This window comes from Mesorhizobium sp. M1338, from assembly GCF_040318045.1.
In the GTDB taxonomy this organism is placed as follows: domain Bacteria; phylum Pseudomonadota; class Alphaproteobacteria; order Rhizobiales; family Rhizobiaceae; genus Mesorhizobium.
The window spans coordinates 1-13,136 of sequence record NZ_JAMYLL010000083.1 but is presented as its reverse complement, the minus strand read 5'-3'; the positions used below and the strand labels follow the sequence as shown (position 1 = coordinate 13,136).

The following is a 13,136-nucleotide window of genomic DNA, read 5'->3' as shown; positions in this document are numbered from 1 at the left end:
CGCTCAACGCGAGCGCGACGACCGGTTCTTGATCTCTACCTCAACCGCAGGCGCCCCTCCCGCGCAGCGGGTTCGTTCTCCGGCCAGTGTCTGCCGCTCCCTCCCGCGAGCTTTGGACACCTTGACCCAATGCCGGCCCGCGATCACAAAAACTACATAGTACAAACAATAACATACGAGTGCCCAGTTTCATCCTTTCGGGCGAACCAAAATCATCCATGGATTATGGTTCGTTGATTGCGACCGCTACTGTCCGATTTCTTGGGACAGGCGGAAGCCCGCGGAGCCTGATTTGACCATGTCTCCTACCAGCATCCGGCGCGCACTTATCACCGGGGCCGGCGCCGCCGACGGCATCGGGTTCGCCATTGCCCGGCAGCTCGGCCGCGCCGGCCATGCCGTCTTCCTCACCGGCGCCAGCGCGCGGGTGCTCGATCGCGCCGCCGAACTTTGTGCCGAAGGCATCGATGCCACTGCCGCAATCGCCGATCTCACGGCCGCATCGGACGTCGCGGGGCTGCGGGCGGATGTCGGCGCGGTCGATATTCTGGTCAACAATGCCGGCATGGGCTCACTGGCATCGCCCTCGGTCGACAAGGCGTTTCTCGCGATGACCGAGGCCGACTGGGATCAGGGGATCGACGTCAGCCTGAAGACCGCATTCCTCGTCACGAAGGCCTTTCTGCCGGCGATGGTCGAAGCGGGCCATGGGCGCATCGTCAATGTGGCGTCGGTCACCGGACCGCTGGTGTCTTTCGAAGGCACATCAGCCTATTCCGCCGCCAAGGCCGGCATGGTCGGCCTGACTCGCGCGTTGGCACTCGAAGTGGCGAAGAGCGGCATCACGGCCAATGCCGTTGCTCCCGGCTGGATCGAAACGGGGTCGTCGAGCGAGATGGAGCGGCAAGCTGCCCTGCATACGCCGCCGGCGCGGGCCGGGCGGCCGGACGAGGTGGCCGCGGCGGTGGTGTTCCTGGCGTCGGAAGGCGCCAGCTATGTCAACGGCGCCCTGCTGGTGGTCGATGGCGGCAACAGCCTTCAGGAGCGCAAGGGCTGAACGTCGGTCGGCGCTGGTGCCTTCGGCCAATCAGCGGGAACCAAACCGCTCAGCAGCGGTTTTCCCCCTGAAGGGACCGCAAATCTTACGGGTGCGGAACAATGCACGACCATCTGGAAATGGAGCTGGCGAGGGCCAGGCAGCGCGTCAAGCGCGCGGAACTCTTTCTCACGCGAGCAAATGAGATGCTGGACGAGGAGCGCGGCGTCGGCATCAGCCTTGCCCTGTGCTGCCGGATCAGATCCGAGCAAAAAAAAGTGGCTGAAGCGCGCTCACGCCTTCGCCGGATCGATCCCACCACACACTGATCATTCCATGACTATGATGCCCTTCGAATCTCCCGGCTGAGGCAACGGCTCGGGCTCGCGGCGCGCATCGGTAGCGTCCAGGTGGTTCCTCACGAGGCCTTGGCGAGAAAATTGCGATAGTCCGACTTGGCCTGCAGCAGGCGCAGCACATTGTCACGTGATCCCCGCACATGGGCGCGGGCCAGCGTGCCGGCGCGGCGGGCGTCGCCGGCACAGATGGCGTCGACGATTTCGGCGTGCTCGTCACGGGCGATCTTCCATTCGTCCAACCACAGGAGTTCGGTCCAGACATAGTGCTGGCACTTGTCGAGGATGCCGCACAGCATGCCGTGCAGCATGACATTGCCGCTGATTTCGGCGATGACGCGATGCAGGTCGATGCCGACTTCCAGTTCCTGGAATTTTTCCCTGTTGGTGCGCTCGGGAATGGCGGCGAGCCGCTCGCATTCGGCCAGCATGGCGCGCAGCCGCGCCTTGTCCGCTTCCGTCGCCGCAGCCGCCGCCAACTCGGTCGCGTGGCCGTCGAGCAGCTCGCGGATCTCGAAGGCCTCGCGGAACATGTTGATGTCAAACTCGGTGACGACATAGCCCTGGCGCGGCCGGCCGGTGACCAGGCCGTCGCGCTCGAGGCGGTTGAAGGCTTCGCGCACCGGGGTGCGGCTGACATTCAGCTTCACCGCGATGTCGTTTTCGGTGACGCGCGAGCCCGGCGGAATCTGGCCGGTCACGATCATCGCCTTGAGCGAGGAGTAGACCGAGTCGCGCAGCGTATTTTTCGTTTCCTTGGCCAAGGTTCCATTCCCAGTTCTCCGGCCTTTCAGCCGGAACACGATAGCTGTAGTCGCAGTCGGCGTAATTTGCCACGCCCTCGGCGAAGCCATCCCTCTCCATCTTGTCCGGCACGAAGCGCGTAAAATTCGATCGCGCCGGCGGTGTTGACAACATCGATCGCTAAGCTACACTCAAAATTGTATACAAAATAGCATGCGAAATCAAAAACAATGGGAACACCGGTTGGAGAGCCGAAAATGAACAGGACCAGAAGCGTTAGCGTTGTCGCGATGGCCGGCCTCATGGCCTCGCTCGCGGCCCCCGCCATGGCGGGCGACACCATCACCGTCGCCTCATGGGGCGGCACTTACCAGGAAGCGCAGACCAAGGCGTTCTTCAAGCCGACCGCCGATGCGCTCGGCATCACCATCAAGGAAGACACCACCAACGGCCTCGACGACGTGCGGCTGCAGGTGACCGGCAATGCGGTGAAGTGGGACATTACGGAGCTCGGCGCCGACGAATGCGCGCGCGGCTCGAAGGAAGGGCTGTTCGAGAAGCTCGACTACGGCATCATCGACAAGAGCGGCATCAACCCGAAGCTGGTCCATGATGACTGGGTCGGCATTTCCTACACGTCGGTCGTGCTGATCTACCGGACCGATGTCTTCGGCGACAAAGGGCCGAAGACATGGGCCGATTTCTGGAACGTGGAAAAATTCCCGGGGCGGCGCGCGCTGAGCGGCAGCCAGGCGACGGAAACGCTGAGCGTCGCGGCACTGGCCGAGGGCATTCCGATCGATAAGGTCTATCCGGTCGACATCGACGGCGCTTTGAAATCCGTCGACAAGGTCCGTGGTCACGTCGATGCATGGTGGACCTCCGGCGCCCAGGCCATGCAGCTGGTGAAGGACGGCGAAGTCGATATGGCGAGCATCTGGAATGGCCGCGCCGGCACCTTGAAGAAGGAAGGCGCGCCGGTCAGCTTCTCCTTCGACCAGGGTGTTCTGACCGCCGACTGCATGGTCATCCCCAAGGGCGCCAAGAACAAGGAAGCGGCGATGAAGGCGCTGGCGATGTTCGTGAGCCCGCAGCTGCAGGCCAATCTGCCGCTCTATGTCGACAATGGGCCGGTCAACGAGAAGGCTTTCGAGACCGGGAAGATCCCGCAGGAGAGGATCAAGGACATCAATTCGGCGCCCGAAAACGTCAAGAAGCAGGCGCTGCAGGACCCCGAGTTCTGGCGTGACAATCTGGTCGAGGCGACGGAAAAGTTCAACAATCTGATCCAGCAATAGGCCGCGGCCGCAACCCAAACCACGGCAGGGCGGCGCCTCGCCCTGCTTGCGCCGCCTCAGCCTCTAGGAGACGATGATCTTGTCCATTGCGCCATCCGCGCTGCCGATCAGCATGCGCCGGATCGAGAAACGATTTGGCAGCGTGCCGGTGCTGCGCGACCTGAACCTCGATGTCGAGGCCGGCGAATTCCTGACGCTGCTCGGGCCTTCCGGATCCGGAAAGACGACGCTGCTGATGATCCTGGCCGGCTTCGTGCGGGCCAATGCCGGCTCGATCAGGGTCGGCGACGATGAGATCATCACCACGCCGCCGCACAAGCGCAACATCGGCATGGTGTTCCAGAACTATGCGCTGTTTCCGCATATGAACGTCTTCCGCAACATCGCCTTTCCGCTGAAGCAGCGCGGCGTCGCCGCCGCCGAGACGGCCGAGCGCGTCGAAAAGGCGCTCGAGCTGGTGAAGTTGCAGGGCCTGGGCGAGCGTCGGGTCGACCAGCTCTCCGGCGGCCAGCGCCAGCGTGTGGCGCTGGCGCGCGCCATCGTCTTCAAACCGCGCATCGTGCTGATGGACGAGCCGCTGTCGGCATTGGACAAGGGCCTGCGCGAGCATATGCAGATCGAACTGCGCAGCCTGCACCGGCGGCTTGGCATGACCACGATCTACGTCACGCATGACCAGCGCGAAGCGATCACCATGTCGGATCGCATTGCCGTCATGAACGCCGGGCGCATCGAACAGCTCGACAAGCCCGAAACTCTCTACGCCATGCCGCAAACGCGATTTGTAGCCGGCTTCATCGGCGAATCGAACTTCATCCCGGTCGAGTGCCGCGATGGGTCGGTCTGGTACGAGGACCGGAGAATCCACACGGCAGCACCAGTGCCGGCGGCTGGCCAGCACCTGATGGTGGTGCGGCCGGAAAAGCTGCGACTGCTGGCAAACGTCGAACCGGCGAGCGGTATCAACGTGCTCGACGCGACGTTCAGCGACATCATCTACCAAGGCGACAGTTTCGTCTGCTACGCACTGCTGCGCGATGGCCGCCAGCTGACATTGCGCGACTATTGCCGCAGCGATGTGCTGGCGAAAATGCCGGCTCCCGGCCAGCCGGTCAGGCTCGGCCTCGATGCGCAGGACACGATCCTGGTGGCGGCGGATTGATGAGCGCGCAGTCCGCCCTCATGGAAGAGACTGGCGGCCATGCAGGCCGGGACTTGAACGCGCAGGCGCTGCGCACCGATGCGCGGCGTGAATCGATGCGGCTGCTGGCGCTGCTGGCGCCGAGCCTGTTCCTGGTCTTTGCCATCATCATCGTGCCGATCGGCTGGCTGTTCTGGCTGTCGCTGTTCGACGAGGCCGGCGCCCTCAGCGCCGCCAACTATGGGCGCTTCTTCGAACAGGCCTCCTACATCAGGACCTTCGTCACCACCTTCAAGGTCGCCTTCATCGTCACCGGCGCCTGCGTCCTGCTCGGCTACCCCCTGACCTACATGCTGTCGCAACTGCCGCGCCGGGCGGCGTCGATCTGCCTGATCTTCGTCATCCTGCCGTTCTGGACATCGGTGCTGGTGCGCACCTATGCCTGGCTGGTGATCCTGCAGCGCAAGGGCCTGATCAACAGCTGGCTGATCGAGCTCGGCGTGATCAGCCAGCCGCTATCGCTCGCCAACAATCTGTCGGGCGTGGTCATCGGCATGACGCATATCCTGCTGCCGTTCCTGGTGCTGCCGCTCTACGCCTCGATGAAGACAATCGACACCGACTGCCTGCGCGCCGGCATGAACCTCGGCGCCGGCCCGGCCGCCAACTTCCGGCAGATCTTCTTTCCGCTGTCGCTGCCCGGCCTTGCCTCGGGCGTGGTCATCGTCTTCGTGCTGTGCCTGGGCTTCTTCGTCACCCCGGCGCTGATGGGTGGCGGCAAGGTGATCATGTGGGCCATGCGCATGGAACAGACCACCAGCCTCTACTCCAACTGGGGCGCGGGTGCCGCACTTGGCGTGGTGCTGCTTGTGGTCACGCTGGCGCTTCTTGGCCTGTTCCAGTGGCTGCTCGGCGCGCGCGCCACAGGTGTGTGGAGTTCGCCATGAGTGCGGATGTCGGCCTGCCGATCTCGCACCGGCAACGCCTGTGGCTCTACTGCCTCGGCGGCCTCGTGCTGTTGTTCCTGATCGCGCCGTCGATCATCATCGTCTTCATGTCGTTTTCGGATTCGACGCTGCTGCAATTCCCGCCGCGGCAATGGTCGCTGCGCTGGTACCAGACCTATTTCGGCTCGCTGGAGTGGCGCGACGCCACGATCGTCTCGGTCAAGGTGGCTGTCATGACCGTGCTCGTCGCTACCCCGTTCGGCACCGCGGCTGCCTATGCCATCAACCGGGGCACGCTGCGCTTCAACGGCACCATCAACGCGCTGCTGACCGCGTCGCTGATCGTCCCGGTGATCCTGATCGGCATCGGCACCTTCTTCCTCTATGCGCGGATCGGGCTCAACAACACACTGACCGGGCTGGTCATTGCGCACACGGTGCAGGCCTTGCCGCTGGTGGTGCTGACGGTGCTGTCGGGGCTGCGCTCCTACGACATGAACCAGGAGCGGGTGGCGCGCAGCCTCGGCGCCGGACGTGTCGCCGCCTTCTGGCAGGTGACGATGCCGCAGATCCGCTTCTCGATCGTCTCGGGCGCGCTGTTTGCCTTCATCACCTCCTTCGACGAAGTGGTGGTTTCGCTGTTCATATCGGGCGGCGAGACCACGACATTGACGCGCCGCATGTTCAACGCGCTGCGCGACCAGATCGACCCGACGATCGCCGCCATCTCGACCTGCCTGATCGTGCTCTCGGTCGCGCTGTTGTCGGTTGCGCAGATCTTCGGCCGGCGGCATTGATTTCAAGTGACCCATTCGCAGAAGTGACCAGGGGATATCCAGACAGAATGCGTGATTTCCAGTTTCCCGGCCGCTCGCCGGTTCGTGCCACGCAAGCGGTTGCCGCGACGTCGCATCCGCTTGCGACCCTTGCGGCCATCGAGATGCTGCGCTCCGGCGGCAATGCCATGGATGCAGCGGTCTGCGCCGCCGCGGTGCAGGCGGTGGTCGAACCGCAGTCGACCGGCGTCGGCGGGGACTGCTTCGTGCTTTACTGCCCGGCGGGACAAGGCAATGTGCTGGCCTTCAACGGCTCCGGTCGGGCGCCGGCCAAGGCGACGGTCGACTGGTATCTGGAAAAAGGCTTCGACCGCATCCCGCTGCAGGGACCGCACGCGGTCACCGTGCCGGGCGCCGTCGATGCCTGGAGCCGCCTGCTGGAGGATCATGGCCGCAAGGGCCTTGCCGAAGCGCTGGCGCCGGCCATCCATTATGCCGAAAACGGCTATGTCGTGCATGACCGTGTCGCCTTCGACTGGGCCGAGCCGGAGACCGACCTGTCGGCCGACGAGCATGCCGCGCGCATCTTCCTGCCTGGCGGCAAGGCGCCGAAGGCCGGCGATGTCCACCGCCAGCCCGAACTGGCGGCCACCTTGCGCATCATCGCCAGGCAAGGCCGTGCCGGATTCTACGAAGGCGCCGTCGCCGACGATATAGTGCGCCGGCTCAACGAATTGGGCGGGCTTCATTCGACCGAGGATTTCGCCGCCACCCGAGGCGACTATGTGGCGCCGGTCAGCACCTCCTATGGCGGCCACGAGATTCACCAGATGCCGCCGAACAATCAGGGGCTGACGGCGCTTTTGATGCTGAACGTGCTATCGGGCTTCAAGCTTGGCGGGCTCGATCCCAATGGCGCCGAACGCCTGCATCTGGAAATCGAAGCCGGACGTCTGGCTTACCGCGACCGTGATCGCTTCGTCGGCGACCAGGACCATGTGCCGGTGCCGGTGAAGCAGCTTTTGTCAGGCGCCTATGCCGACCGGCTGCGCGCCGGGATCGACCGCGACCGCGCCATGACGCACCTGCCGCGCGTGGAATTGCCCGGCAGCGACACGGTCTACATCTCCATCGTCGACCGCGACCGCAACGCGGTCTCGTTCATCAACTCGACGTACTATTCGTTCGGCAGCGGCGTCGTCGGCCCGAAGACCGGCATCGTGCTGCAGAACCGTGGCTCCAGCTTCCGCCTCGACCCGGCGCACCCGAACGCGATCGCGCCCGGCAAGCGGCCGATGCACACGATCATGCCGGGCATGGCGACGAAGAACGGCCGCGCCGTGATGCCGTTCGGCGTCATGGGCGGCGGCTACCAGCCGTTCGGACATGTCCACCTGCTCACCAACATGCTCGATTTCGGCATGGACCCGCAGCAGGCGCTGGACGCGCCAAGGGTGTTCTACAACGATGATACCGTGGAGGCCGAGCGCGGCGTCCCCGCCGAGGCGATCGAGGGCCTGCGCCGGCGCGGCCACCGCATCACCGAGCCGCATCACCCGCTTGGCGGCGGACAGGTGGTGCTGATCGACTGGGAGAAGGGGACGCTGACCGGCGCCTCCGATCCGCGCAAGGATGGTTTGGCGCTTGGATATTGAGACTGAGCGGAACAATCGTGGCGGCCTGGAGAAGGCGGCAGTTGCCACAACGAGCGTTGGCGCCGCCCCTCATTGCCCTGCCGGGCATTTCTCCCCGTATAGTGACGGGGAGAAAGACGCTTTCATCGATGGTCTCGCCAATCGCCAGCGTTGCAAGAAATGCCCCTAGGGTGCGGCTTCCTCTTCTCCCCGTCACTATACGGGGAGAAGGTGCCGGCAGGCGGATGAGGGGCGGCGCCAACGTCGACAATTGTTCCGAAGCGACTATCTTCGGGCCGAAATCGCATGCAGGACACTTGAAACATAGCCGGTGATCATGACCCAAACTGAAACCCATACAGACCTCTCCCGCCGTCTCGCCGCCGGTGCCGACGACGCGGCGGCGATCCTGGCACCCGACAGGGCGACGCTCACCCATGGCGGATTGCGCGGCCTGATCGCCGACACGGCAAATCAGCTGCATGCGCGCGGCATCGGCCGGGGCGACAGGGTGGCGATCGTGCTGCCGAACGGGCCCGAAATGGCCTCCGCCTTCGTCGCCGTGGCGGCCGCCGCCTCGACGGCGCCGCTCAATCCCGCCTACCGGGCCGACGAGCTCGACTTCTACCTGACCGACATCGGCGCCAGGGCGATCCTTGTCGCGGAGGGCGAGACCGGACCGGCGGTGACGGTGGCCGAACGCCTCGGCATCGGCGTGCTGCGGCTTGTCGTGCAGCCCGACACACCCGCCGGCAGCTTCACGATCGAGGGCGCGGCGGTCGCACCGCCGGCAGTGCCTGACATGGCGCGGGATGATGACATCGCGCTGTTGCTGCACACGTCCGGCACGACATCGCGGCCAAAACTGGTGCCGCTCAGCCATGCCAACATCGCGGCCTCGGCCGCCCATATCGGCGGCACACTTGGCCTGACGGCCAATGACCGTTGCCTCAACATCATGCCGCTGTTCCACATTCACGGCCTGATCGCGGCCGTGCTGTCGTCGCTGGCATCGGGCGGCAGCATCTTTTGCACGCCCGGCTTCAACGCGCTGCGCTTCTTCCAGTGGCTGAGCGAGGCACGACCAAGCTGGTACACGGCGGTGCCGACCATGCACCAGGCGATCCTGCCCCGGGCGGCACGCAACACCGAGGTGCTGGCGGCTGCGCGGCTGCGTTTCATCCGTTCGTCCTCGGCGTCGCTGCCGGCGCAAGTGATGGCCGAGCTGGAGGCGACCTTCGGCTGTCCGGTGATCGAATCCTACGGGATGACCGAGGCCGCGCACCAGATGGCGTCGAACCGGCTGCCGCCGGGCCAGCGCAAGCCGGGCAGCGTCGGTGCCTCCGCCGGTCCGGCAGTGGCGGTGATGGCGCCCGACGGGCGACTGCTCAAAGCCGGCGAGACCGGCGAGATCGTCATTCGCGGGCCCAACGTCACGGCGGGCTATGAGAAGAACCCGGATGCCAACGCCACGGCCTTCGCGCATGGCTGGTTCCACACCGGCGACCAGGGCGTGCTGGACGAGGACGGATATTTGCGCGTCACCGGGCGGCTCAAGGAGATCATCAACCGCGGCGGCGAGAAAATCTCGCCGCTCGAGGTCGACGATGTGCTGATGGATCATCCGGCGGTGGCGCAGGTGGTCACCTTCGCCATGCCGCATGACAAGCTTGGCGAGGAGGTGGCGGCGGCGGTTGTGCTGCGCGACGGCATCAGTGCCACCGAGGGCGACATCCGCCTCTATGCCGCGACGCGGCTTGCCGACTTCAAGGTGCCGCGCAAGATCCTGATCCTGGACGAGATCCCCAAGGGCGCGACCGGCAAATTGCAGCGCATCGGCCTTGCCGCCAAACTCGGACTTTGACGATGAAGGTCACCATCTTCGGCGCCGGCGCGATCGGCGGCTATCTCGCGGCCAGGCTCGCCATCACTGGGCGGACCGATCTTTCGATCGTCGCGCGCGGCGCCCATCTGGAAGCGATCGAGGCAAACGGCCTGCGCCTGATCGAGGATGGCGAGGAAATTTCGGTCCCCGTCCGCGCCGCCGCCAAGGCCGAGGAACTTGGCGTTCAGGACTATGTCGTGCTGGCGCTGAAGGCGCACTCCCTCACCTCAGCGCTTGACCAGATCGCGCCGCTGCTTGGGGAACACACATCCGTCGTCACCATGCAGAACGGCGTGCCGTGGTGGTATTTCCATGGCGTCAGCGGGCTGCTCGAAGGCACCAGGCTGAACGCGGTCGATCCCGGCGGCACGATCTGGCGGCGGATCGGGCCGGAGCGCGTCATCGGCTCGGTCGTCTATCCCGCCGTCGAAGTGGACGCCCCCGGCCTCATTCGCCATGTCGAGGGCAAGCGTTTCTCGCTCGGCGAACCCTCCGGCGAGCGCAGCGAGCGGGTGACGCTTCTGGCCGAGGAAATGGTCAAGGCCGGCTTGCAGGCGCCGGTGCGCGACGACATACGCGGCGAAATCTGGGTGAAGCTGTGGGGCAATCTCTCCTTCAACCCGATCTCGGCGCTGACCGGCAGCACGCTTGCGGGAATCGTCGCCGACGAAGGCACCCGCACGCTCGCCCGCACCATGATGCTGGAGGCGCAGGCGATCGGCGAAAGCCTCGGCGTGCGTTTTCCCATAGCGGTCGACCGGCGCATCAAGGGCGCCGGCGATGTCGGCGAGCACAAGACCTCGATGCTGCAGGACCTGGAGCGCGGCCGGCCGATGGAGATCGACGCGCTGGTGAGCGCGGTGCAGGAACTTGGCCGGCTGACGGGTCAGCCGACGCCGACCATCGACGCCGTGCTGGCACTGGTGCGGCGGCTGGCGGTGGAGCGCGGGTGTTATGGGTGAAGGGTGGCGTCGAAGCTTTGAAGCGGCGGCCTGTCCCGATGATGCGCGGTGGCGGCTATGCGCCCCATGTCGGCCGTTAAAGTTAGTTGTGCCACCGCCTTACAGCGGACATTACCGGCGACCGCGCTTGAGGGCGTAGTTGCGCCAGGAACGGACCTGCCTTCAACCAACTCATTTTCTGGGCATAATATTCAGGGTCATTGCTTCACTCTCCTCGTGGCCTGCTGATATTCGAGCTCCAGTCGCGGCTATTTGGGCCCCCATCCGATTGACAAGCGCGACATAACGGGGCTGAGCGCGGAGCGAGTCGAGGTCGCTATCCTGACGCATCCAAGGCATGCGCAAAATGAGGTAGGCATGTGATGCAGTTAGCTGACGTTCCAGGCAATCGATAGCCTGCTCCGTCTTGCCCAGCTTCGCATAAAAACAGCCCATGTTGTACTGAACCGCAATGTTGTCTCCGGCGAACATTTCAGCACGGGAGGCCCACGACAGCGCGCGTTCAATCTCGCCAATCTCCGCCAGCATTGTGGCCCCGTAACATAGCGCGGTGGCATTGTCGGGATGCGCTTTGACTTCCTTTTCCACTCGCAGCACACCTTGCCTTGCTGCTTCCTTGGCGTCGTCGCTGCGGCCAAGTGAAACATAGACCATCACTAGATTGATCCAGACCCGATAGTCATCGGGTGACAACGATACGGCACGCTGGTACAGACCGGCAGCTTTCTCGTATTGACCTTGAATGAAACAATTCCGGCCGTAAGAGAAATAGGTATCGGAAGAACTGGCGTCTAACTCTAAAGCTCGCTCGAACTCCACTTCCGCCTCGGCATACCGGCCATTTACGAACAAGGCCCCGCCACGTGATGCGTGGGCGTCGGCGAGACCTGGCTCAAGTTCCAGCGCCCGTGTGCTGTTGGAAAGGACTGCCTCGAAGCAGGCGTCGGGATCGTTGCAAGTCAACAGAAGCCACTCACAATCAGCCAAAGCGGCATAAGCGCGCGCATAATTTGGGTCAATTTCAACGGCTCTAGCAAACAGTCGCTGCGCTGTTTTGATAAACTTGGTCTCGACTCCCCTGTTGAGGAACGACCTGCCCATCAACAGCGTCTCGTAAGCCTCTGGGTTGTCGGTCGAGCGGTTTGTAATAGTCTCCAGTTCTTCGGGCAACAGCTTCACTTTGAGGACATCGACTATGGTCTTGGAAATATCGTCCTGCAGTTTGAAGATATCGTCCAGCGTCCGGTCATATCGCTCGGCCCAAATATGGTCACCGCCACGACCATTGATTAGCTGAGCCGTGATGCGCACCCGTCCTCCAGCCTTGCGTACACTTCCCTCCAGGACGTAGGCGACATTCAGCTTCTTCGCCACTTCCTCGATTAATACCGCCTTGCCCTTGAAGGTAAAGACGGTATTGCGCGCGACGACGGAGAGTCCGGACACCTTCGAAAGGTCGGTGATAATGTCCTCGGTGATGCCGTCGGAAAAGTACTCCTGCTCGGGATCGCCGCTCATGTTGACAAAGGGCAGAACCGCGATCGAGGGTTTATCCGGGAGTTGAGGCACCGCGCTTTTGCCGGTCCCGCCTGTTCCGGCGCGGTAAACCTGCACCGGCTTTGCGATATTCTTGAGCGCGTGCTCGCCGAGATCGTCGAACGCCAATGTCAGCTTGCCGGTGACATGATCGTGCACGGTGGCGGAGACGTAGATGCCGCCGGGCTCGGCCAGACCCTCCAGCCGGGCTGCCACGTTGACACCGTCGCCATAGAGATCGCTGCCCTCGACGATGACGTCGCCCAGATTGATGCCGATACGCAGGACGATGCGGTAGGCCTCCGCCACGCTCTCGTTGGCCCCGGTAAAACCCTTTTGTAATTCGACGGCGCATTGGACGGCATCAACCGCACTGCCAAATTCCACCAGCACACCGTCGCCCATCACCTTGACCACGCGGCCGTGGTGCTGGGCAACCACTGGAACCAGAACATCGCGCCGCCGCGCTTTGAGAGCGGCCAGTGTGCCAGCCTCGTCGTGCTCCATGAGGCGCGAAAAGCCAACGACATCAGCAGCCAGAATCGCGGCAAGGCGGCGTTGGGTTCGAATCTCGGCCATGTGGGTTGAAGACTTTCAGAAAGCCCGGCATCTGGGAATGTATTGGTAATCTGGCCTGGAGTCTATCCGGCCCGACTTCCGAGATGGGTCAGATCGCGTCGATGGGGGCGCCTGAACGTCCGCTTCTCACATTCCAGGCCTCCAAGCCGCAAGTCCGCTTCCGTGAAGAGTTTCGGGCGCCGGCAGGCGTACGAAAGTCCCCGAGGAAGGAACCCGCGGGCCACAGTCGATGGCTATGGGGA

Annotated in this window: 11 protein-coding genes; 9 read left to right on the top strand and 2 right to left on the bottom strand. The window is 63.9% G+C overall.

The features are described 5' to 3' along the window. Positions 1 to 298 precede the first annotated feature (298 nt). Both NKH19_RS31855 and NKH19_RS31850 read left to right on the top strand, forming a co-directional pair. On the top strand, positions 299 to 1,057 hold the full coding sequence (locus NKH19_RS31855; protein WP_352873767.1) for an SDR family NAD(P)-dependent oxidoreductase: 759 nt from the start codon (positions 299 to 301) through the stop codon (positions 1,055 to 1,057). A gap of 101 nt (positions 1,058 to 1,158) precedes the next feature. Further along, positions 1,159 to 1,365: a hypothetical protein gene (locus tag NKH19_RS31850; RefSeq protein ID WP_352873769.1), complete on the top strand. Its 207-nt coding sequence runs from the start codon at positions 1,159 to 1,161 to the stop codon at positions 1,363 to 1,365. Between the two features lie 89 nt (positions 1,366 to 1,454). On the opposite strand, the gene NKH19_RS31845 is transcribed toward NKH19_RS31850, so the two are convergent. After that, on the bottom strand, positions 1,455 to 2,156 hold the full coding sequence (locus NKH19_RS31845; RefSeq protein ID WP_352873770.1) for a GntR family transcriptional regulator: 702 nt from the start codon (positions 2,154 to 2,156) through the stop codon (positions 1,455 to 1,457). A gap of 237 nt (positions 2,157 to 2,393) precedes the next feature. Between NKH19_RS31845 and NKH19_RS31840 the strand changes: the two genes are divergently transcribed. The 7 genes from NKH19_RS31840 (at position 2,394) to NKH19_RS31810 (ending at position 10,779) form a co-directional block, all read left to right on the top strand. After that, positions 2,394 to 3,434 carry an ABC transporter substrate-binding protein gene (locus NKH19_RS31840; protein WP_352873772.1) on the top strand — a complete coding sequence of 347 codons (1,041 nt, stop codon included), beginning with the start codon at positions 2,394 to 2,396 and terminating at the stop codon, positions 3,432 to 3,434. 79 nt (positions 3,435 to 3,513) lie between these two features. Further along, complete coding sequence (locus tag NKH19_RS31835; protein ID WP_352873782.1) at positions 3,514 to 4,596, top strand: ABC transporter ATP-binding protein; 1,083 nt, start codon at positions 3,514 to 3,516, stop codon at positions 4,594 to 4,596. Then, positions 4,596 to 5,522 carry an ABC transporter permease gene (locus NKH19_RS31830; RefSeq protein WP_352873773.1) on the top strand — a complete coding sequence of 309 codons (927 nt, stop codon included), beginning with the start codon at positions 4,596 to 4,598 and terminating at the stop codon, positions 5,520 to 5,522. The genes NKH19_RS31835 and NKH19_RS31830 overlap by 1 nt, the downstream gene beginning before the upstream one ends. Next, positions 5,519 to 6,319: an ABC transporter permease gene (locus NKH19_RS31825; protein ID WP_352873775.1), complete on the top strand. Its 801-nt coding sequence runs from the start codon at positions 5,519 to 5,521 to the stop codon at positions 6,317 to 6,319. The genes NKH19_RS31830 and NKH19_RS31825 overlap by 4 nt, the downstream gene beginning before the upstream one ends. 47 nt (positions 6,320 to 6,366) lie before the next feature. After that, positions 6,367 to 7,953 (top strand): gamma-glutamyltransferase, encoded by a 1,587-nt coding sequence (gene ggt / locus NKH19_RS31820; protein ID WP_352873777.1) that lies wholly within the window; start codon positions 6,367 to 6,369, stop codon positions 7,951 to 7,953. 316 nt (positions 7,954 to 8,269) lie between these two features. Next, positions 8,270 to 9,796, top strand: a complete 1,527-nt coding sequence (locus NKH19_RS31815; RefSeq protein WP_352873778.1) for an acyl--CoA ligase — start codon at positions 8,270 to 8,272, stop codon at positions 9,794 to 9,796. 2 nt (positions 9,797 to 9,798) lie between these two features. Beyond that, positions 9,799 to 10,779, top strand: a complete 981-nt coding sequence (locus NKH19_RS31810) for a 2-dehydropantoate 2-reductase (protein WP_352873779.1) — start codon at positions 9,799 to 9,801, stop codon at positions 10,777 to 10,779. 171 nt (positions 10,780 to 10,950) lie between these two features. On the opposite strand, the gene NKH19_RS31805 is transcribed toward NKH19_RS31810, so the two are convergent. Beyond that, positions 10,951 to 12,894: an adenylate/guanylate cyclase domain-containing protein gene (locus tag NKH19_RS31805; protein ID WP_352873780.1), complete on the bottom strand. Its 1,944-nt coding sequence runs from the start codon at positions 12,892 to 12,894 to the stop codon at positions 10,951 to 10,953. Positions 12,895 to 13,136: the final 242 nt, after the last annotated feature.

Bases quoted from the DNA above. Each gene is read 5' to 3' on its own strand.
- NKH19_RS31855 (WP_352873767.1), top strand. From the start codon at position 299: ATGTCTCCTACCAGCATCCGGCGCGCACTTATCACCGGGGCCGGCGCC.
- NKH19_RS31850 (WP_352873769.1), top strand. From the start codon at position 1,159: ATGCACGACCATCTGGAAATGGAGCTGGCGAGGGCCAGGCAGCGCGTC.
- NKH19_RS31840 (WP_352873772.1), top strand. From the start codon at position 2,394: ATGAACAGGACCAGAAGCGTTAGCGTTGTCGCGATGGCCGGCCTCATG.
- NKH19_RS31830 (WP_352873773.1), top strand. From the start codon at position 4,596: ATGAGCGCGCAGTCCGCCCTCATGGAAGAGACTGGCGGCCATGCAGGC.
- NKH19_RS31825 (WP_352873775.1), top strand. From the start codon at position 5,519: ATGAGTGCGGATGTCGGCCTGCCGATCTCGCACCGGCAACGCCTGTGG.
- ggt (WP_352873777.1), top strand. From the start codon at position 6,367: ATGCGTGATTTCCAGTTTCCCGGCCGCTCGCCGGTTCGTGCCACGCAA.
- NKH19_RS31815 (WP_352873778.1), top strand. From the start codon at position 8,270: ATGACCCAAACTGAAACCCATACAGACCTCTCCCGCCGTCTCGCCGCC.
- NKH19_RS31810 (WP_352873779.1), top strand. From the start codon at position 9,799: ATGAAGGTCACCATCTTCGGCGCCGGCGCGATCGGCGGCTATCTCGCG.
- NKH19_RS31805 (WP_352873780.1), bottom strand. From the start codon at position 12,894: ATGGCCGAGATTCGAACCCAACGCCGCCTTGCCGCGATTCTGGCTGCT.